Source organism: Candidatus Neomarinimicrobiota bacterium (genome assembly GCA_041154365.1).
GTDB lineage: Bacteria > Fidelibacterota > Fidelibacteria > Fidelibacterales > Fidelibacteraceae > Fidelibacter > Fidelibacter multiformis.
In genome coordinates this window covers 2453603-2473635 of sequence record AP035449.1, presented here as the reverse complement: position 1 = coordinate 2473635, position 20033 = coordinate 2453603, and the positions used below count along the sequence as shown (strand labels likewise).

The window sequence follows — 20033 nt, the reverse complement described above, 5'->3', positions numbered from 1 at the left end:
TTTTCGGATAGGAAGCATCTTAGTTCGCCCGTTGTTTTACTTTAACATTGTGTCCAAGTGAATAATGACCACCAGTAATAACGGTGTCTCCTTCAGACAAACCGCTGATAATTTCGATAAATTCACTATTTCCAAATCCAGTTTTAACATATTGCCACTTCGCTATGCCATCCTTCACTATAAACACCAGATCCCGGTCGTTTCGTGATAACATTGCTGATCTTGGGATGTAGATTCTATTTCCATAAATGTTTTTAACCAGTTTAACACGCACATGCTGTCCGTCTTTTAGAATCTTGGTTTGATTTTCAATGTGTGCCAATACCGTACCGGTATGGCGTTCAACATCAATCGTCGGTAATATATAGCTTACGTGGGTTTTTTGCTGTCCGTCAAACAGTATCTGAATCTCTGAACCGACTTTGATATGATGCAATTCATTTTCGAGGATATTAACGCTTAGGTTCATTGTTGATAAATTTGTCATCTTACACAAGGGTTGACCCACTTGAACCAACGCCCCGACATAGATATCCATATCGGATATAATACCGGAAAAGGGAGCACGAATGACACAATATTCGATTTGTTTTTCATATGTTTTTAATTGCTGATAGAGCGTCAGGATATCGAGTCTTGCCATCATAACTGTTAATTTTACATTGTCATTATCCGGCAGTGCTTTTATTGAAAAGTTTTGTCTGTCTATCGTTTTCAGATAAGAGTTCCAAACCGCCGCAGTCTCTGCCTGGTTTTCTGATTCCAGTTCCAAAATCAGATCAGAAACCGCTTTGACAAATTTACTCTGTATCATAGCCCATTCATTACGGAATGATTCCGCATCAAGAATAAAGAGGGTGTCGCCTTTCTCAAATTCCTGGCCATCTCTTGCTCTGATTTCCAGCACATTACCGGAAACTCTGCTTTCAATAATACCTTTCTCACTTGCCATACAAATTGCCGTTGTCTCGATATATTCATATAAGTCGCCTCGATGCACTGCTTCCATGTCAACGGAAACTCCCGGGCTATATGTATCCTTTACCTTCTCTATATCTACAGTTTTGTCTTTTTCGCAGGCAATTACTATCAGACAAAGACTGATCAACAATGCTCTTCTCATGTGTCTCCTTTTTAGTGCTGCTATCTTAATTCTCATGGACAATTTATGGTGTTTGTTACAAGTATATACATAAATTCTATTTAGAAAAAATATTAATCTTTATTAGATATGATAAGTAGTGATGTGGAAATTTAAATTTCTGGTAGACAGTAATAGGGTAGAACATGTTAATGAAGCTAATAATTATATATGCTCCGGATGGTTTATTGACTAAATCCATTTTAATATTTATGTTTTCGATCATAGTACCCATTAGTTATCCTCACTTTTGCAGAAGAATACAGAAACAGGCATCACAACTCATCCTCCAGCAATTCAATATACCCAAACCGGAAATACTCCTCATCGTAATACACAAGATAGAGCCTTTTTTGTGATTCGGATATGACAATATCACCGATCCTGTAATCGGTTCGGATTCGTTTCAAGGGACGCCCTTCCCAATCAAAGATATGAATGTTTTTCCCGAAAGATTTGATCCAGTCATTGATTGTTGAAGGCGTTTCCCCGGAGTAAACGCCGTAAATCTTATGTGTACTTCCGGTTAAAGGCATATAACCTTCAGGTGATAATTTTTGCTTTCCCGTCCAGTCCGGAAAGTTGTGATCCGGCCCGTGGACTGATTTTACGACTTCAATATCCGTATTCAGGATTTGCAGCATATCATACGTTTTCATGCCGACAGCAAACATTTTTATATTATCGTTATATATAATATTGGGATGATCAAAACTTTGGATAAAAGTAAAATTAGAAACATCTAATATTTTTTTTGGAATAGATACGTGTGTACTGATGATATCAAAGTTTTTATCAAATATAGCATAACGATTGGGATAATATGTCCCATAAGAGATAAAGCGGTTGGAATCAAATTTTTGGATATCCAAAGGAAGGCCGTAATCCACAGGTATTTTTTTTATAGAATCCGGCATTATAACTCCGGACAAAATATTATCAACATTATAATAACTAAACCTTGATAAAGTCCCGTCAAATATTCCTATAGTATTTTCATTGACTTGAATAATCCTTGCAATTACAATAAATTCCCCTGGTCCTTTCCCTTTTCTGCCAAATTTTTGGATAAATTCTCCTTTTGTAATATCGTAGATCCAAAGCATTGCTTCATTATCAACTGAATTTTGAAAAAGAATATAAGTATCTTGAAAAATAAACAATCTTAGCGGTGGTAACACAAATTTATATAGCACCAACGACTTAATCTCACACTCTCTTTCGTCGGGAAACGATGTAAAAGAGTGATAATTTTCGAAAAATTGTTCATCACTTGTCTTAGTGGAACAGGATGTAAGCATAAGAAGAAATAACCAAATAAGAAAATACCGCATATATTCTCCATAACAGGGGGCGATCAATCGTATTTGACCACCCCCTGTCTTATTTAACTATTCTTTGTGATCCCAAAGGCTGATCCCAGGTAAAATGCATCTACTATTAGGATTATAGACACATATCCCAGGAACTTCTATGGTATACCCATAGGCTTTCTGAAAGAGATTCACATTCAGATTTCCGAGATTCAGATCTGATGAACGTTCTCCGGCTGAATCAAAATAAACCGTGAGGTTCATCAACATCGCCACCACAAAGAGACCCATACAGGCTTTTTTCCACCATTTGGTTTTCATGGCTTCTCCTTTCTTTTTTGTGTTGTACCTTCATTTACTTCACCGGGTTCGCGACACCCGCCTGTGAGGGTCATGATCTCTCTTTTTCAAATTCATTTAAGGGATTTATACTTTTATAAATCAACGGAAAAAGCCACTTTATTTCCATGATTTCAAAATGCAGATGGGGTGGTGTTGTTATGGCATTGCCACTGTTTCCCGAATAACCAATTATATCACACTGGCGTACGAATTGCCCGGTTTCTATTTTTGAAAATGCAGATAAATGTGCGTAATAATAAAGTCTGTTGTCGATACCCAGTAAATAAATAACTTTGCCGCCAAGTTTATCATCTCCTTTATATACAATATTACCACTGACAACAGCCTGTATTGGTGTTCCGATATCACAAAACAAATCCTGTCCATCATGCTTTCTGCCATTTGGGCGTAGTGCTCCATAGGTATCCGTGATATGATTATAATTATAATCTTTGATTGGTAAATGGATTTGTGTTGGTTTTGACCCCGTATAGCTATAATACTTCCAAATATTTAGTTTCAATCCAAATCTATAACTTGATAATATCTTAATGTTAAACAATAACAAAATAACGATAAGTAGAAAAATACACAGTTTACATATTTTAACAAAAAAAGAGGTCTTCATACTCATACGCTATTTTGAAGTAGTATGGGAAGAAATGACATTATTCTCATATCTGACTGATGATAAAAACATATCAAATTCTTTCTGGCTTTCGGTACCCGGAAAAAAAGCATTAGTAACTATAAAACTATCAGTAAAAGCAAGAATCACCGGTGTATCGATATTATTTAATTTTCGGACATATTGAAAAACACTGTCTGACGTAACCAAATGTTCAGTCCTTATCTTTAATTTTTCATCTCTGTCATCAAGGGCAAAAATATATACCGGTATATCCTTTATTCCTTGAATGAGATGCTCACCTTCTACATTGCATCCGTGGCAACTGTAAATATTTGTAACTAAAAGCAGGTTTCGTGCCTTTATCGTGTGATCCATCGAGGGAAAAACAGAGTTAATAAAATAAATTGATTCTCCTGTTATATGTTCTTTGTCCGATAATATTTTTCTTTGATAGAGATTTGGAGTACTATTCGGTTTATTCACAAAATTGAAAGCAAAGATTATTCCTACGGCAAGGATCAAAGCAACCATCAGGTATCTCCATGTTGTCCGGAAGAATTTAGAAACAGGCATCACAACTCATCCTCCAGCAATTCAATATACCCAAACCGGAAATACTCCTCATCGTAATACACAAGATAGAGTCTTTTTTGCGATTCGGATAGGACAATATCACCGATCCTGTAATCGGTTCGGATTCGTTTCAGGGGACGCCCTTCCCAATCAAAGATATGAATGTTTTTCCCGAAAGATTTGATCCAGTCATTGATTGTTGAAGGCGTTTCCCCGGAGTAAACGCCGTAAATCTTATGTGTACTTCCGGTCAAAGGTATATAACCTTCAGGTGATAATATTTGCTTTCCCGTCCAGTCCGGAAAGTTGTGATCCGGTCCGTGGACTGATTTTATGACTTCAATATCCGTATTCAGGATTTGCAGCATATCATACGTTTTCATCCCGACAGCCAATCGTTTCAAACTGTCATTATATAGAATGCCGGCATGGTAGAATTTATTATTTGCAAAGTCCGGCAATTTTTGTGAAATAGGCAGATGAGTGCTGATGATGTTCAGGTTTCGGTCCAGAATGGCATACCGGTATGGATGAAACCTTCCGCTGGCCACATAGCGGTTGGAATCAATTTTTTGGATAAAGTAAGGAATCCCAAAATCCGTGGATACTTTTTTCATGGAATCCGGCTTTGAAAATCCTGATAGCAATTTATCAATCGTGTAATAAGTTATCCGACATAAGGTCACATCATATATTCCTAAAGTATTGCTATCAATATTTAAAAATTTAATTCCAAGAAATTCTCCCGGACCCTTACCTTTCATGCCAAATTTATTTATGATTGTATCATTATTAATATCATAAATCCAAATCATCGTTTCTTTATCATTTAAAGAGTTTTTAAATATTAAATAATTATTTTTAATTAATGTAAGATATAAAGGAGGTAGATTAGATTTCTGATGTAGCAATGGCTGAATCTCAGCGTATCGTTCCTCTGAAAATGATGAAAACTGATGATAGTTTTCAAAATACTGTGCATTTCGTTTATCTTTGGAACAGGACATCAACAGGGAAATGATGATGATAATACGTATATATCGCATTGTATTTTCTCCGAATAAAGGGGCGGCTAATAAACTGGCCGCCCCACCAAGTATTTAAGATCTAAAGTACCCTTTTGTAGTCGTCTATAATTAGGATACCGTTCTCTAAATAGAACTCGCATTCATCATATGGAGACTCGAGGCAGATTCCTGGGACTTCTATGGTATACCCATAGGCTTTCTGAAAGAGATTCACATTCAGATTTCCGAGATTCAGATCTGATGAACGTTCTCCGGCTGAATCAAAATAAACCGTGAGGTTCATCAACATCGCCACCACAAAGAGACCCATACAGGCTTTTTTCCACCATTTGGTTTTCATGGCTTCTCCTTTCTTTTTTGTGTTTTACCTTCATTTACTCCACCGGGTTCGCGACACCCGCATGTGAGGGTCATGACCTCTCTTTTTCAAATTCATTTAAGGGATTTATACTTTTATAAATCAACGGAAAAAGCCACTTTATTTCCATGATTTCAAAATGCAGATGGGGTGGTGTTGTTATGGCATTGCCACTGTTTCCCGAATAACCAATTATATCACACTGGCGTACGAATTGCCCGGTTTCTATTTTTGAAAATGCAGATAAATGTGCGTAATAATAAAGTCTGTTGTCGATACCCAATAAATAAATAACTTTGCCGCCAAGTTTATCATCTCCTTTATATACAATATTACCACTGACAACAGCCTGTATTGGTGTTCCGATATCACAAAACAAATCCTGTCCATCATGCTTTCTGCCATTTGGGCGTAGTGCTCCATAGGTATCCGTGATATGATTATAATTATAATCTTTGATTGGTAAATGGATTTGTGTTGGTTTTGACCCCGTATAGCTATAATACTTCCAAATATTTAGTTTCAATCCAAATCTATAACTTGATAATATCTTAATGTTAAACAATAACAAAATAACGATAAGTAGAAAAATACACAGTTTACATATTTTAACAAAAAAAGAGGTCTTCATACTCATACGCTATTTTGAAGTAGTATGGGAAGAAATGACATTATTCTCATATCTGACTGATGATAAAAACATATCAAATTCTTTCTGGCTTTCGGTACCCGGAAAAAAAGCATTAGTAACTATAAAACTATCAGTAAAAGCAAGAATCACCGGTGTATCGATATTATTTAATTTTCGGACATATTGAAAAACACTGTCTGACGTAACCAAATGTTCAGTCCTTATCTTTAATTTTTCATCTCTGTCATCAAGGGCAAAAATATATACCGGTATATCCTTTATTCCTTGAATGAGATGCTCACCTTCTACATTGCATCCGTGGCAACTGTAAATATTTGTAACTAAAAGCAGGTTTCGTGCCTTTATCGTGTGATCCATCGAGGGAAAAACAGAGTTAATAAAATAAATTGATTCTCCTGTTATATGTTCTTTGTCCGATAATATTTTTCTTTGATAGAGATTTGGAGTACTATTCCGTTTATTCACAAAATTGAAAGCACAGATTATTCCTACGGTAAGGATCAAAGCAACCATCAGGTATCTCCACGTTGTCCGGAAGAATTTAGAAACAGGCATCATATCTCATCCTCCTGTAATTCAATATACCCAAATCGGAAATACTCCTCATCGTAATACACAAGATAGAGCCTTTTTTGTGATTCGGATATGACAATATTACCGATCCTGTAATCGGTTCGGATTCGTTTCAGGGGTTGCCCTTCCCAATCAAAGATATGAATGTTTTTCCCGAAAGATTTGATCCAGTCATTGATTGTAGAAGGCGTTTCCCCGGAGTAAACGCCGTAAATCTTATGTGTACTTCCGGTTAAAGGTGAATAACCTTCAGGTGATAATTTTTGCTTTCCCGTCCAGTCCGGAAAGTTGTGATCCGGTCCGTGGACTGATTTTATGACTTCAATATCCGTATTCAGGATTTGCAGCATATCATACGTTTTCATGCCGACAGCCAAACGTTTCAAACTGTCATTATATAGAATTCCAGAATGGTAAAAACTGTATGTGTATTTATTATTTGCCAGGTCCAGAAGTTTTTGTGGAACAGGCAGATGAGTGCTGATGATGTTCAGGTTCCGGTCCAGAATAGCATACCGGTTAGGATGAAACATCCCACTGGCCACATAGCGGTTGGAATCAATTTTCTGAATAAAGTAAGGAATCCCAAAATCCGTGGATACTTTTTTCATGGAATCCGGCTTTGAAAATCCTGATAGCAATTTGTCAATTGAGTAATACGTTATTCGGCATAAGGTCACATCATATATTCCTAAAGTATTACTGTCCAGTTTTATATATCCGGTAATCCCAAGAAATTCTCCCGGTCCCTTGCCTTTCCTGCCCAATCTTTGAATTACGGTTCTTTTTTGTAAATCATAGATCCAAAGCACGACTTCATCATTATCTGAATTTTCTAAAAAAATATAAGTGTCTCTAAGAATAAACAATCTGGTGGGCGGTAATTCAAACGTATTAGAATCCAGTGACTTAATCTTATCCAATCTCTCATTGGGAAATGATGAAAATGTATGATAGTTTTCAAAATACTGTGCATCCCGTTTATCTTTGGAACAGGACATAAACAGAAAAAAAATAATGAAAAGAGGTATATATCGCATGTTTTTTTTCTCCGAATAAAGGGGCGGCCAATATAATTGGCCACCCCTGGTCCTCTTTAGGTGTTTTTGTGCTTTACAATTGTAATTTCTGGAAATGTGCAAATAAACTCTGGATTATAGACACATATACCAGGAACTTCTATGGTATACCCATAGGCTTTCTGAAAGAGATTCACATTCAGATTTCCGAGATTCAGATCCGATGAACGTTCTCCGGCTGAATCAAAATAGACCGTGAGGTTCATCAACATTGCCACCACAAAGAGACCAATACAGGCTTTTTTCCACCATTTGGTTTTCATGGCTTCTCCTTTCTTTTTTGTGTTGTACCTTCATTTACTTCACCGGGTTCGCGACACCCGCCTGTGAGGGTCATAACCTCTCTTTTTCAAATTCATTTAAGGGATTTATACTTTTATAAATCAACGGAAAAAGCCACTTTATTTCCATGATTTCAAAATGCAGATGGGGTGGTGTTGTTATGGCATTACCGCTGTTTCCCGAATAACCAATTATATCGCACTGGCGTACGAATTGTCCGGTTTCAATTTTTGAAAATGCAGATAAATGTGCGTAATAATAAAGTCTGTTGTCGATACCCAGTAAATAAATAACTTTACCGCCAAGTTTATCATCTCCTTTATATACAATATTACCACTGACAACAGCCTGTATTGGTGTTCCGATATCACAAAACAAATCCTGTCCATCATGCTTTCTGCCATTTGGCCGTAGTGCTCCATAGGTATCCGTGATATGATTATAATTATAATCTTTGATTGGTAAATGGATTTGTGTTGGTTTTGATGCCGTATAGCTATAATACTTCCAAATATTTAGTTTCAATCCAAATCTATAACTTGATAATATCTTAATGTTAAACAATAACAAAATAACGATAAGTAGAAAAATACACAGTTTACATATTTTAACAAAAAAAGAGGTCTTCATACTCATACGCTATTTTGAAGTAGTATGGGAAGAAATGACATTATTTTCATATCTGACTGATGATAATAACATATCAAATTCTTTCTGGCTTTCGGTACCCGGAAAAAAAGCATTAGTAACTATAAAACTATCAGTAAAAGCAAGAATCACCGGTGTATCGATATTATTTAATTTTCGGACATATTGAAAAACACTGTCTGACGTAACCAAATGTTCAGTCCTTATCTTTAATTTTTCATCTCTGTCATCAAGGGCAAAAATATATACCGGTATATCCTTTATTCCTTGAATGAGATGCTCACCTTCTACATTGCATCCCTGGCAACTGTAAATATTTGTAACTAAAAGCAGGTTTCGTGCCTTTATCGTGTGATCCATCGAGGGGAAAACAGAATTAATAAAATAAATTGATTCTCCTGTTATATGTTCTTTGTCCGATAATATTTTTCTTTGATAGAGATTTGGAGTACTATTCGGTTTATTCACAAAATTGAAAGCAAAGATTATTCCTACGGCAAGGATCAAAGCAACCATCAGGTATCTCCATGTTGTCCGGAAGAATTTAGAAACAGGCATCATATCTCATCCTCCAGCAATTCAATATACCCAAACCGGAAATACTCCTCATCGTAATACACAAGATAGAGCCTTTTTTGTGATTCGGATATGACAATATTACCGATCCTGTAATCGGTTCGGATTCGTTTCAAGGGACGCCCTTCCCAATCAAAGATATGAATGTTTTTCCCGAAAGATTTGATCCAGTCATTGATTGTTGAAGGCGTTTCCCCGGAGTAAACGCCGTAAATCTTATGTGTACTTCCGGTTAAAGGTGAATAACCTTCAGGTGATAATTTTTGCTTTCCCGTCCAGTCCGGAAAGTTGTGATCCGGTCCGTGGACTGATTTTATGACTTCAATATCCGTATTCAGGATTTGCAGCATATCATACGTTGTCATCCCGACAGCCAATCGTTTCAAACTGTCATTATAAAGAATGCCGGCATGATAAAAACTGTATGTGTATTTATTATTTGCCAGGTCCAGCAGTTTTTGTGGAACAGGCAGATGAGTGCTGATGATGTTCAGGTTCCGGTCCAGAATAGCATACCGGTTAGGATGAAACATCCCACTGGCCACATAGCGGTTGGAATCAATTTTCTGAATAAAGTAAGGAATCCCAAAATCCGTGGATACTTTTTTCATGGAATCCGGCTTTGAAAATCCTGATAGCAATTTATCAATCGTGTAATACGTTATCCGGCATAAGGTTACATCGTATATTCCTAAAGCATTACTATCAACATTTAAAAATTTAATTCCAAGAAATTCCCCTTCTCCTTGCCCCTGTCTGCCAAATTTGTTTATGATTGTACCATTATTCATATTATAAATCTGAATCATCGTTTCCTTATCATTCGAGGAGTTTTCAAATATTAAGTAATTGTTAAAAATTAATGTAAAATAAAAAGGGGGTAAATTAAACCCTTCATGCATTAATGGCTGAATCTCAGCGTATCGTTCCTCTGGAAATGATGAAAACTGATGATAGTTTTCAAAATACTGTGCATTTCGTTTATCTTTGGAACAGGACATCAACAGAGAAATGATGATGAAAAGGGATACAAATCGCATGGTTTTTTTTCCGGTAGCTGTCTTCTATTCATAAGGATAATTAGTTATAAAGTGTTCAAAGTAAATCTCTGAATCTATTCCTGGGAAAAATACATCTGTTACAATATTACTATTATAATCAATTTTAAAAATAACGGGAGTACTTACATATTTTATTGTATTAAGAAAACTATCAACTTCAGAACAAATAATAATGTTGGAATTATTAGAAGGTATATTTTTTACCCCCGAGTCACATAAATAAACAATATTATAAATATCGTATTCCCCCAAATTCTTTATTAATAAGACTGCTTTTTCAATGCAACTTTCACAATCAGATTCATGAATTACCCATAAATACTTATAAGGTGAAGTAATATTAGCAAATTCGATTTGTGATATATCTATAATTTTCCCTAGTATTCTTTTCTTGTCATTTATAATATGTTGAGGTAAATCTATATAAGTTCCCTCACCTTTCATTTGATTTTCTGATATATTTTTCACTTGATTAAATTTGAATTTTAGAAAAGTATCAACATATTTAGAGATTTTTTTATAGTTCATATTTATTATAAATATCAAAATAACGGCAATCATAACTGATATATAGTATATAACAATTTTTTTCATTTATTATCCTCAATTATCTTACTTATATCCCAAAGACTAACTGAGTCATGATCCAATGTTAAAAGTTTATCAATTATTAAAGATATTCCGTAAATATTTCCTTCAAGTTTAAAACTTGTTAAATAATTTAGAGTGTTAATATTATATACATCAAACACTCCTTCTTTAATTCCTTTTTTTGATTTTTTACTATATAGTATCAGGAAATTACCATTTCTTGTTTCAAATAAAGATGTGTATAAATAATTCAATTTATCAGTATGAACATAATTTTCACCATATATTATTCCATCCGGCTTAATTTGTTTGCCATCAATTGTTTCTTTTATTAATACAAGTTCATCATTTTTATATAAACCAATAACTCCCAACCTTATTGGTAATTGTAAGAATGAAGTATCTGAAACAGTACATAATTTCATATCATGAAAAAGACCAGATTTAATGTTCCTTAATATAAGATTGGTTCCGAATTTTTTTAAAAACGCTCCTTCTGAATTATATTTATAAAATGGGAATATAAGATCTAATTCATTGTTTATTATAATATCATGGTTTTTGGTAATTATAAATTTATATGGTGAGCAGGAATTCAATTTAATGGTGTTTAAATATGTACCGTTTAAAGAATATATTTCAATGGTTCCTTTGCTTACGTCTGATATGTAAACATGATCAGCAACAACCATATCAGTTGGTCTTATTAATTCACCTGGCCCATGTCCCTTCCCTTTGCCAAAAGAATTATTTACTCTGCCTAACGTATAGTTTATCTCGTTAATTCTCATACTACTGAGATCTAAGATATATAGACTACTGTCAATTCCGTCCATAAATCCCGGATTAAAAACCGAATCACCAATATAAAATTTTTTAATCAATTCAGGTGTAGATTTAAAATTCCTTTTGTGTGATGATTGCTTTTCTTTTTTACTTTTATTATAACTATGGAGGATAACATTTTTGATACTACTATCTAAAGATTTAAATGAATCGTCAATATCTTTATTCTTCCCACAAGAAATTAAAAGAAGATATAATATTAATATTGTCACTGTTTTTAATTTCATTAACGGACCTCCTGGATTTACACGGGTGGCTATACAATTGTATAACCACCCGAATTTTACTTAATAATCGCCTTCTTTCTGGTAGCAATATCTGGTTCCGTTATCACCCACAGTGTATTCGCCACATTTTTGTGTACCACCCCAACACCCGAGTTCTGTACAACTTGTGACAGTATACCCATAGGCTTTCTGAAAGAGATTCACATTCAGATTTCCGAGATTCAGATCCGATGAACGTTCTCCGGCTGAATCAAAATAAACCGTGAGGTTCATCAACATCGCCACCACAAAGAGACCAATACAGGCTTTTTTCCACCATTTGGTTTTCATGGCTTCTCCTTTCTTTTTTTGTTTACACTTTCATTTACACCGCCGGGTTCGCGACACCCGCCTGTGAGAGTCATGACGTCTTTTTTTATTTGATCAACGGCTGTAGAATGCACTTTGATATTCATTGCTAGAATCTCTTTGCATTTCCGGCAAAGTTTTTCTTCGTCTGCCGTTTTTGCGTACAATTTGACTAAAAGGTATTTCGGATAAAATTTATAGGGCTCTATGGCCTCCGCTTTTTGATAATATTTTTCCGCCTGACGGTAGTCTCCCGACTCAAGGTAACAATTCCCAAGCGATAGATGAATATTGGGATCATTACTGAATAATAATGCGTTTTGAAGAATTGGAATCGCCTTGTTATACTGTTTTTTCAATGTCAGGGTACCGCCGTAATTCAATAAATAAGCCCCGTTGGATTTTAAAACAGGATATAAACTTTCATAGAGCTTATCTGCAGCTTCATACACCTGACCGGAGGATAACATATTGGCCTGATGCCAGATTTTGTGCGCATTATAATTGTTTGCCTGACGGCCGGCACATATTGATACGAATAAAAGACCTGCCACCGACAGTACTTTAGGATAGCTCATGATTCTCTCTGATTTCAAATTACTGCCGATAAAAGCGAGCATACTTGTAAAAACAATGAGTTGAGGTAAAATGTGAAATGGAAAGGTAAACAGTGCTTCTATAAGAAATGCCAACAAAGCAACTTTCATGGTATAATTTAGATTTGTGTTTTTCGTTTTAATAAGTGCGAATGATACAATTGCCAGGAAAAGCAACAATCCTATAAAACCGGTTTCCGTCCATAATTCCAAATAATCATTATGAGCGTGAATGGTATAAGAGGCAATTCGTTTTTCCTGTTCAGAACGTTTACCGGTTGAAAAATATTCCGCCTGCCGGTCATTATAGATACGTTCAAATTGATTATACCCATGACCGAATACGGGCTTTTCTGCAATCAACTGAGTGGAAATTTTCCATTGAATAAGGCGACCGAGAGCGGAATCTTTTTTGAAATGATATAAGCTGACAGCACCAGCGCTAAAAATAAGAAGCAACAATACAATCAAACTAATTCGGTAAAAGCGTGAATGGATCATATCTTTCAGCCGGAAGATAACGTTCCATTTTCTATTTAAAATAAGTAAAGAAGTTATCCCGGCGGCAATCCATGACGCACGGCTGTGTGTTGCCGGTAATATCAGCACTAAAAGTAAAAAAGTTATGAAGGAAATATTCTTTATTTCGTCTCTCAGAGGTGCTGATGTATCTGTCAACAAATAGATTCCTAACGATAAAGGAACCAACGGACCGAGGAATGATGCATACGGTGAAGGGTTGCCAAAATTACCGGTTACTTTGAATAAGCCGATTGTGGGGGGTAAGGGTATTATATGATAGAATTGCATCAATCCATATATAGCCTGCCCCGAGGCAACCATTAATAAACCAAACATGTATACCTGGTAAAAATGATTATTTTTGAATTGATTTTTCCATATAAAATACAAAACCAGTAAGACTGTATATGTGATAAAACGCGTGTTTTCAAGGGGGACATTGGACGTGAACACCATTCGTACAAAGAGATATAAGTAGAATATTATGATCAAACAATCAATATTACTTATCGTTATTGCCTTGTTTTTAAATAATGTTATTATAGATACGAGACTTATTATTACAATACCAGTCATTACAAAATAGAAATATTTCAGTGTATAACGACCATTCACCAAATTATCAGAATAAATATAAATTGTAAAGAGTGGTGATATTAAAATGCAATTATAAATGATTTCCCAAAACCGCTGTTGTCGTGGAAATATATTCACTTGTTATAATCTCAAATTTTTTTTGGTATTTTCATTAATTACCGATAATGATTTGAAATCAACAAAATTTAAATATAAAAATAATCTGGAATGGATTTATCAGTATAATTTCTAATATCTTCTGGTGATTAGTTATGATGCAGTCCATCTTTTTTATAACTCAGATTACTTTTTATTCAATGACTGGATTTATTACACTTATTTAAGTGATCGCTTTGTTCCAGTTTGTAAGACCTTTTTGATTGATATGTTTTTCTTCTTTCAATCTATAATAAAGTTATATGATGATAAAAGCAATTTTTTTTTTTTCATGTGGAACATTATAAAAATCGAAAATTGTCACGATACATCATAAGAAGTGGGTTTTTTTAAGATCAAATTCACAACAAAAATGCGTGGATAATAATAAATGTATTAGTATTCCTATTGTTTATTGAATTAAATCTGAAGATTGATTATTACAGAAACATGAAGCTACTTTTATTTATACCGGAAATGTGTCTGATGCTTATGAATATTTCATTTGTTAAATATACTGGTAGATATAAATATTAAGCTCAAAGTATTAGATGATTTATTGAAATATAAGATATGTGATATGAGTTTTGAAAAAAATACGCTGCTTGATATTTGCAAATCCGGTCCCATATATTGCTCATGAATATTTTGCACCTTAAATTAAAGTTTCATACTTTTAATTTATTATAATTCATGAGATAGCTCCTCGATTATAAGATAAGGATAAAAAATGGATAAACTGCTTTTGCTTGGTGATGAAGCGTTTGCCCAGGGAGCACTGGATGCAGGATTGTCGGGTGCTTTCGGGTATCCGGGGACACCCTCGACGGAGATCATTGAATATATTCAGCGGGAGAGTGATGCGGCTGAAAGAGGTGTCAAACGGGATTGGTCTGCCAACGAGAAAACGGCCCTGGAAGCGGCTCTGGGAATGTCCTATACGGGAAAACGGGCGATCGTGACCATGAAGCATGTGGGACTCAATGTGGCGGCGGATCCCTTTATGAATTCGGCCATTACCGGTGTACACGGTGGATTGCTGATCGCTGTGGCCGATGATCCCTCCATGCATTCTTCCCAGAATGAACAGGATTCCCGTTTTTACGGCAAGTTTGCCATGATTCCCGTTTTGGAGCCTTCAAACCAGCAGGAAGCCTACGATATGGCCCGGGCGGGATTTGAACTGTCGGAGCGCTTCCACCTGCCGGTGATGGTCCGCCTGACCACCCGGTTGGCCCATTCCCGTTCACTGATCGTGCGCCAAAAAATCCTGAAAGAGAATCCCCTCTCTTTACCCGGGGATCCGAATCAGTTTATGCTTCTTCCCGCGTTCGCCCGGAAAAAATATCGCAAATTGCTGGAACAGCAGGATATGCTGGTGCAGGCGTCGGAAAAATCCCCTTACAATCAGTTTATCGACGGACCGGATCATTCCCTGGGCATTGTGGTCTGCGGACTGGCTTACAACTACCTGATGGAGAATTTCCTCGAAAATGAATGTCCATATCCGGTGGTGAAAATTGGTCAGTATCCCCTGCCTGAAAAAATGTTTCTTGAACTCCGGTCCCGGTGTAATACACTGTTGATCCTGGAAGAGGGGATGCCGATCGTGGAAGAGATGATACGGGGTATTTTCGGCGCAGATGGACTATCCGTGAAAGGCCGGCTGGACGGCACATTGCCCCGGGACGGCGAACTGAATCCGGGCCTGGTACGCAAAGCGCTGGGACTCCCTCTGAGAGAAAGCTATAAAGAACCTGAATTTATGGTCCCCCGGCCTCCGGCTCTCTGTGCCGGCTGTCCCCACCAGGAGTCCTTTAAAGCCCTGAATAAAGCACTGGAGCCCTATGGTTCCGGACACGTTTTTTCCGATATCGGCTGTTATACGCTGGGATTTTTACCGCCATTTAATGCCATTAACACCTGTGTGGATATGGGGGCGTCTTTTACCATGGCTGTGGGTGCGGCGGAAGGTGGACTCTTTCCGTCTGTGGGCGTGATCGGAGATTCCACTTTTGGCCATTCCGGATTGACTGGCCTTTCCGACGCAACATTCCGAAAAAGTAATGTGGTTTTAATCATTCTGGATAATGATACCACAGCCATGACAGGCATGCAGGATTCGGTGATCGGTGGGAAAATCGAGGCAGTGTGTGAAGCGCTGGGGGTAGAAAAAGAGCATATTCGCGTTTTAACACCCCTGCCGAAAGAACAGGATCAAAATGTACAGGCCCTGAACGAAGAGATTGAGTATCCGGGTGTTTCGGTTGTGATTTTTCGCAGACCCTGCATCCATGTATTGGGCAAAAGACGGAAGGAGGGAAAAGCTTGAAACGGGATATTATTTTAGCCGGTGTGGGTGGACAAGGGATTCTGTCCATTGCCAAAGTTATTGGATATGCTGCTTTAAAGCGGGGACTTTTTCTCAAACAGGCGGAAGTCCACGGCATGTCCCAACGGGGCGGGGATGTTCAGTCCCACATGAGAATCTCTGACAAACCGGTCTATTCGGACCTCATTCCCCGGGGCAATGCGGATCTGATTCTCTCCCTTGAACCTCTGGAAGCCCTCCGTTATCTGCCTTATCTCTCTCCCGGGGGATGGATAATCACGAACAGCACACCGTTTACCAACATTCGCAATTATCCGGACATTGAATTCATCCTGAATGAAATCAGGCAGGTGAAAAATTACCGGATTCTGGATGCGGATCATATTGCCAAAGAAACCGGTTCTTCACGGTCTGTCAATATGGTTATGCTGGGGGCGGCTGCTGAAAAACTGGGACTTTCTCCGGAATTTCTGAAAGAGGGGGTCAGGGATTTGTTTAAGACGAAAACAGAACGGATTATTGAGCTCAATCTCATAGCCTTTGATAAGGGCAGGATGAATTGATTCTCCACTAAACATGAATATCTATTTATATGAATAATAATATTATCTTGCATTGTGTCGCATTTCGGTGTATTTTACCCCCGGGGTGGGGGGCGCTACCTAAACGAAATCATATATCTCATCCCTCTTATTTCTCGGTTTCAGTTAGGGAAAATATTCCAATCCAATCAATCATCCAATCGAATCAATCAAGAATAAGAAGTTAGAAGCTGGAAGTTGGAATTTGGCGTCGCTTCGCTCCTGATGGTTGGTTCATGGGTTCAGGGGCTCATGGGTTCATGGGTTCAAGGGTTCAAGAGATCATGGGTTCAAGGGTTCAGGGGCTCAGGGGTTCAAGAGCCGCTTCGCGGCTTTCAAACGCTGCAGCGCAGCGTTCAAGGATCTCACTTCGTTCGATCTTCAATCCCAGCTTTGCAGATTTCAATAGGTGACTGGACTTCTTTTTTGAACACTGCGAAGCAGTGCTTGAATGCTGAACGTAGTGAAGCAATTGAACGGCACATAGTGCCGCTTGAATCCTATAACACTGCGTGCAGCGAAGTGCCAATCCCCCAATCCAATCAATCCCCTGTGAAATACGCTGCGCTCATTTCACGGGGCTCGCTACTGTCTTTCGACTTTCAACTTTTGACTGTCGACTGTCGACTGTTTTTCACAGGGCAGGCAAACAAATCAATCCTCTCTGCGTCTCAGCGCCCTCAGCGGGAGGCAACTCAAAACTTTCAACTCAGACTCATCACTCTCAACTCTCAACTCTCAACTCGCTCATTGTTTCTTCCGGCAGCGTATACCCCGTCACGGCATCAATATACACGTTTCGTCGGCCATCCCCCTTTTTGCTTTCAATGGTACATTCCCAATAGGGATAGAGGATGATATCAGCGCCCACATAGGTCACACCGTATTTATTCTCAATGGTATGGCGGATGCTTTTTTCATTCAGTTTCAGTTTGTCCAGTTTCAGATCCGTGGCGATTTCATTTTTGGGGATGGCCTGAATCGTACCCATGTCATCCACATCGGTGATTTTGTCAGGATTTTTATCAAAAAGAGTATCCACGCTGAGCCGTTTTTTCTGAAAACTGGTAATTTTCATCTGTTTCCAGGTGAGGTAGAGATTCTCTTCCAGGATCTCTTTCTTGTTCTTAAAGAGTCCCTTCTTTTGCTCAATCTGAATATGGGTTTTGATCAGAGGGAAATATTTTAAAAAGGATTGTCCCGCTTTTTCTTTTTTGATCATTCCGCCGGACAGATGGGATTTCAGCTCTTTCCCCAAATCCTTTTCAAATACCTGGGGCTTGAGCATCAAGAATTCGTTGTCACCTGCGGTGACAGGGGGAAGGTTTTCGCGTTGTGACGATTTTTCGGTAGATGATGTTTTCTCTTCCGGCAGGTCCTTTTTCAGATAGTACTGACGGAGCCTGTCATCGGTCAGGTGGTCAATGTCTGTTTCCGTCAACACTTTATGTTCTGTCACCAGCCACCGGCTTTTCATGGTGATCACATCCTTCAGGTTATCAGGGGAAAGGAGGATAAAATTTCCCTTTTCCAGTCCGGGGAGTGAATTGGCAATCCTCTCGGCATCTTTGGGTGCCAGTGAATCCAGGCGGTTGCGGACTTTTTTAATATCCTGCTGTGTATAGAGGCTCCCCAGAGCCATGGTGGAAAACTGGGCGATGCTTTTATAGTCAATATCCCCCGGATTCTGGGTGGCAAGGATACATCCCACACCGTATTTCCGGGCTTGTTTATAAAGAACGGTCAGACTCTCTTTGCAGGCCGGTTTGCGGACCGGTGGGATATAGGGAGCGATTTCATCGATATAATATGCACACTGCAGAGCCTTTTCAGGATTAGTGAGGGGATTTTTCAGCATCCATTGGTAGAGCATCTCTGTGATGACGGCGATCACAAACTCTTTTTCTTCCGGATTGTGAAGGGTGTTCAGATAGATAATAGATATGCGTGTCTTTCCACTCTCATTGTTTATTCCCAGCAAATCCTCAATGCCAACTGCCCGGCTTAAATCAAAAAGCAGTCGGTTGGTACCGACCGTATAAAGGCTCAGTTTCTGATTGACCGAGTCCAGGACTTTCAGATCGATGACTTTGTTCAGGGATTTTACGAGGGATTCCGGGAGCTTGTCCATCAGGGAAATCAAATCCTTAAAACTGTTCAGGGGGATGTGGTTTTCCACGGCATATTCAAACATGATAATAAAGGAAGCTTCCACGGCCCGGCCATCATTTTTGCCCGGGTCGTATCCAATAAGGGTTGTAATGTTTTTGGCGGCATTGGCCAGAAACCGGATGGCCTCCTCACTGTTCAATCCCTCCAGTGCCGAAAAATTAAATGGATTCAGAGACAAGGGTATTCCCCGTGTACTGGCAGGTGTCCAGATGCAGACCTCTACCTTGTCACCATATTGACGACGGATCTCCGGCAGATCATTAAATTTGGATATTTCTTCTTCGTCAGCCAGTGACGCCAGGCTGGCAATATCCCCCTGGGGATCAAAGGCAATGACCGGAATTCCATGTCGGGCCAGTTCTTCAATCAGGACTTTTGATACGACGGTTTTACCGCTTCCACTGCTTCCAAAACAGGCAAAGTGGCGCTGTAAAGAGGCGGCGGATAAAGTGATTCTTTCCTGGTTCTCATATCCCAAAAACAAATCGGTCATAACATATTCCTTTCTGTTCCGGTTTGATATTAGAAATAATCATCCCGGTTATATTGCTTATCGATTATTTATAAGTTAGAATAATTTGACGGGGGATAAAAGATGAAAAATGACGGGTGGTATTTGAAAATAACGGACCGGACAACCGGTTAGAAAGATGACGTTACAATGATATAAAAATATATGAAAACTCGCATTTTAAAGCACCCCCGGGGATAAAATACACCGGTCCCGGCCTGAAAGCAAGATTATATTGTTAATTATATATTCTACGACGGGTTATGAAGGTATCTGAGTACTCAATCCGGTGAATCCTTCTGAAAGGGCGATAAGAGA

21 protein-coding genes are annotated in these 20033 nt (G+C 38.0%); 2 read left to right on the top strand and 19 right to left on the bottom strand.

Annotated features, from left to right (window positions below; all coding sequences use genetic code 11):
- Positions 1-19: 19 nt before the first annotated feature.
- From strainIA91_RS10545 to strainIA91_RS10460, 18 genes are all read right to left on the bottom strand, one after another.
- Positions 20-1123 carry an efflux RND transporter periplasmic adaptor subunit gene (locus strainIA91_RS10545; RefSeq protein ID WP_400166739.1) on the bottom strand — a complete coding sequence of 368 codons (1104 nt, stop codon included), beginning with the start codon at positions 1121-1123 and terminating at the stop codon, positions 20-22.
- 293 nt (positions 1124-1416) lie between these two features.
- The gene (locus strainIA91_RS10540) at positions 1417-2442 is read right to left on the bottom strand and encodes a BF3164 family lipoprotein (protein WP_400168262.1); all 1026 of its coding nucleotides are present in this window, start codon (positions 2440-2442) and stop codon (positions 1417-1419) included.
- A gap of 90 nt (positions 2443-2532) precedes the next feature.
- Positions 2533-2775 carry a hypothetical protein gene (locus strainIA91_RS10535; RefSeq protein WP_400166738.1) on the bottom strand — a complete coding sequence of 81 codons (243 nt, stop codon included), beginning with the start codon at positions 2773-2775 and terminating at the stop codon, positions 2533-2535.
- 70 nt (positions 2776-2845) lie between these two features.
- Complete coding sequence (locus strainIA91_RS10530) at positions 2846-3319, bottom strand: M23 family metallopeptidase (RefSeq protein WP_400166735.1); 474 nt, start codon at positions 3317-3319, stop codon at positions 2846-2848.
- A gap of 114 nt (positions 3320-3433) precedes the next feature.
- Positions 3434-4000, bottom strand: a complete 567-nt coding sequence (locus strainIA91_RS10525; RefSeq protein WP_400166737.1) for a hypothetical protein — start codon at positions 3998-4000, stop codon at positions 3434-3436.
- Positions 4000-5007, bottom strand: a complete 1008-nt coding sequence (locus strainIA91_RS10520; protein ID WP_400168261.1) for a BF3164 family lipoprotein — start codon at positions 5005-5007, stop codon at positions 4000-4002. Before strainIA91_RS10520 ends, strainIA91_RS10525 begins: the two co-directional genes overlap by 1 nt.
- Positions 5008-5107: 100 nt before the next feature.
- Positions 5108-5368 carry a hypothetical protein gene (locus strainIA91_RS10515; RefSeq protein WP_400166736.1) on the bottom strand — a complete coding sequence of 87 codons (261 nt, stop codon included), beginning with the start codon at positions 5366-5368 and terminating at the stop codon, positions 5108-5110.
- A 70-nt stretch (positions 5369-5438) separates the two neighbouring features.
- On the bottom strand, positions 5439-5912 hold the full coding sequence (locus strainIA91_RS10510; protein WP_400166735.1) for a M23 family metallopeptidase: 474 nt from the start codon (positions 5910-5912) through the stop codon (positions 5439-5441).
- A 114-nt stretch (positions 5913-6026) separates the two neighbouring features.
- Positions 6027-6551 carry a hypothetical protein gene (locus strainIA91_RS10505; protein ID WP_400166734.1) on the bottom strand — a complete coding sequence of 175 codons (525 nt, stop codon included), beginning with the start codon at positions 6549-6551 and terminating at the stop codon, positions 6027-6029.
- 41 nt (positions 6552-6592) lie between these two features.
- A complete protein-coding gene (locus tag strainIA91_RS10500; protein ID WP_400168260.1) occupies positions 6593-7612 on the bottom strand; it encodes a BF3164 family lipoprotein in 1020 nt (339 codons plus the stop codon).
- Between the two features lie 95 nt (positions 7613-7707).
- Positions 7708-7953, bottom strand: coding sequence for a hypothetical protein (locus strainIA91_RS10495; RefSeq protein ID WP_400166733.1), 246 nt, complete (start codon positions 7951-7953; stop codon positions 7708-7710).
- Between the two features lie 70 nt (positions 7954-8023).
- Positions 8024-8497 (bottom strand): M23 family metallopeptidase, encoded by a 474-nt coding sequence (locus strainIA91_RS10490; protein ID WP_400166732.1) that lies wholly within the window; start codon positions 8495-8497, stop codon positions 8024-8026.
- 114 nt (positions 8498-8611) lie between these two features.
- Positions 8612-9136, bottom strand: a complete 525-nt coding sequence (locus strainIA91_RS10485) for a hypothetical protein (RefSeq protein WP_400166731.1) — start codon at positions 9134-9136, stop codon at positions 8612-8614.
- 41 nt (positions 9137-9177) lie between these two features.
- Positions 9178-10098, bottom strand: coding sequence for a BF3164 family lipoprotein (locus tag strainIA91_RS10480; protein ID WP_400168259.1), 921 nt, complete (start codon positions 10096-10098; stop codon positions 9178-9180).
- 162 nt (positions 10099-10260) lie between these two features.
- Complete coding sequence (locus strainIA91_RS10475; RefSeq protein ID WP_400166730.1) at positions 10261-10851, bottom strand: hypothetical protein; 591 nt, start codon at positions 10849-10851, stop codon at positions 10261-10263.
- The gene (locus strainIA91_RS10470; protein ID WP_400166729.1) at positions 10848-11921 is read right to left on the bottom strand and encodes a hypothetical protein; all 1074 of its coding nucleotides are present in this window, start codon (positions 11919-11921) and stop codon (positions 10848-10850) included. Before strainIA91_RS10470 ends, strainIA91_RS10475 begins: the two co-directional genes overlap by 4 nt.
- A 60-nt stretch (positions 11922-11981) precedes the next feature.
- Positions 11982-12251: a hypothetical protein gene (locus strainIA91_RS10465; protein WP_400166728.1), complete on the bottom strand. Its 270-nt coding sequence runs from the start codon at positions 12249-12251 to the stop codon at positions 11982-11984.
- Positions 12248-13723 carry an O-antigen ligase family protein gene (locus tag strainIA91_RS10460; protein WP_400166727.1) on the bottom strand — a complete coding sequence of 492 codons (1476 nt, stop codon included), beginning with the start codon at positions 13721-13723 and terminating at the stop codon, positions 12248-12250. The genes strainIA91_RS10465 and strainIA91_RS10460 overlap by 4 nt, the downstream gene beginning before the upstream one ends.
- 1126 nt (positions 13724-14849) lie before the next feature.
- Between strainIA91_RS10460 and strainIA91_RS10455 the strand changes: the two genes are divergently transcribed.
- Together strainIA91_RS10455 and strainIA91_RS10450 are read left to right on the top strand one after the other, a co-directional pair.
- Positions 14850-16451: a thiamine pyrophosphate-dependent enzyme gene (locus strainIA91_RS10455; RefSeq protein ID WP_400166726.1), complete on the top strand. Its 1602-nt coding sequence runs from the start codon at positions 14850-14852 to the stop codon at positions 16449-16451.
- Positions 16448-17014: an indolepyruvate oxidoreductase subunit beta gene (locus tag strainIA91_RS10450; RefSeq protein ID WP_400166725.1), complete on the top strand. Its 567-nt coding sequence runs from the start codon at positions 16448-16450 to the stop codon at positions 17012-17014. The genes strainIA91_RS10455 and strainIA91_RS10450 overlap by 4 nt, the downstream gene beginning before the upstream one ends.
- 742 nt (positions 17015-17756) lie before the next feature.
- Here strainIA91_RS10450 and strainIA91_RS10445 read toward each other — a convergent pair.
- Complete coding sequence (locus tag strainIA91_RS10445; protein ID WP_400166724.1) at positions 17757-19697, bottom strand: ATP-binding protein; 1941 nt, start codon at positions 19695-19697, stop codon at positions 17757-17759.
- Positions 19698-20033: the final 336 nt, after the last annotated feature.